The following is a 737-nucleotide window of genomic DNA, read 5'->3' on the forward strand; positions in this document are numbered from 1 at the left end:
CGCCGAGGCGGGCCAGCATCGGCGGGCTGCTGCCGCCGCGGCCGGTGGTCAGCGACAGCACGGCGTGCCCGGGCGGCACCCGGTGGGCCAGGTCGGAGGCCGACCAGCGTTCCCGCTGCACGGTGCGCACGGTCACCGACTCGGTGGTGGCCCGGACCCCGGTGAACAGCGTGCGCACCCCTCGGGCGGCGCGTTTCAGCAGGCCGCCGGAGAAGTCCGGGTTGCTGGTGACGTCCTCCGTCTTCACCCAGTCCTCCCCCCAGGCCCGCGCGAAGACCTCACCGTCCCAGGTGCTGACCCCGGAGAGCGCGACCTTGCAGCCGACGGTGCCGACCAGCGTGGTGCGCAGCGCCTCCGGCACGTCGTCGAGGGTGCGCAGGGTGAGGACGGCACCGGCGTTGGCCGGGCGCAGCTGGCGCAGTCCGCGGACCGCTTCGGCGGTGACGGCGTGCGCGGCGTCGTCCATCACCAGGCAGGCGAACAGCGAACGGTCCTCGCGGCTGCTGACGGCCGCGGTGAACTGGGCGAGCAGCAGCCGGGTGAGGATGCGCGACGCCTCGCCGTGGCCGCGGGCGGGCAGGTCGATCCGGACGCGCAGCGGGTGTTCCAGGGCGCTCAGCGAGAACGGGATCGGGCCGGCCGCCCCGCCCCCGCGGCCGGTGCCGTCCGCACCGCCGAAGAACCGGCTGAAGGCGGGGCGGGTGAGCAGCGCGACCCGGTCGGCGAGCAGGGCCCCC

General features: G+C 76.3%; 1 pseudogene. It reads right to left on the reverse strand.

Going from position 1 to position 737, the window contains the following annotated elements:
* Positions 1–737: pseudogene (locus ACYVE9_RS29440) on the reverse strand (ATP-binding protein); the annotation flags it as partial.

It is taken from the genome of Streptomyces sparsus (genome assembly GCF_054776295.1).